1 rRNA gene is annotated in these 551 nt (G+C 45.2%); it reads right to left on the reverse strand.

The window, feature by feature from the left end:
- Positions 1-456: 456 nt before the first annotated feature.
- A 5S ribosomal RNA gene (rrf, locus tag H3H37_RS26310) occupies positions 457-551 on the reverse strand; the annotation flags it as partial.

Raw genomic sequence — 551 nt, forward strand, 5'->3', positions numbered from 1 at the left:
GTTTGCGATTTCTCGCACCGCTATTGCTAGCGGGTCGCTCACTCAAAATACTGACAGGCCACTTCCTAAGAAGCGTCCTATTTCATTACTTCTTGTGAACATTTGATATTTTAAGTATCGCGGAGACTTGCTCCGCGTGCACTTCCATCAAACGTCCACACTTATCGACTGTGAATTGTTAAAGAACTTTATTCGGTGTTGCATTCTGCGTTTTCGCTGAAGCGTTGTGTTCAGCAGCAGAGAGGCAAGATTATGAAGCACTACTCAAAATCCGTCAACCTCTTTTTTCCTACCGTCTTCGCAAGCTCTTGATTTGGCTAACGTTTTCAGCGGGAACAGAACTATAGCAAACCCCACTATCGTTGGCAAGGCAAAGGTAAACTTTTTCAAGATGAAAAGTAAAAAACGAAAAAAAACCCCGCCGACACATGTCAGCGGGGTTTTTTCGAATAACTAGCTTGACGATAACCTACTTTCACACTGGTTGCAGCACTATCATCGGCGCAGAGTTGTTTCACGGTCCTGTTCGGGATGGGAAGGGGTGGGACCAA

This window comes from Rugamonas brunnea (genome assembly GCF_014042345.1).
Classification (GTDB): Bacteria; Pseudomonadota; Gammaproteobacteria; order Burkholderiales; family Burkholderiaceae_D; genus Rugamonas; species Rugamonas brunnea.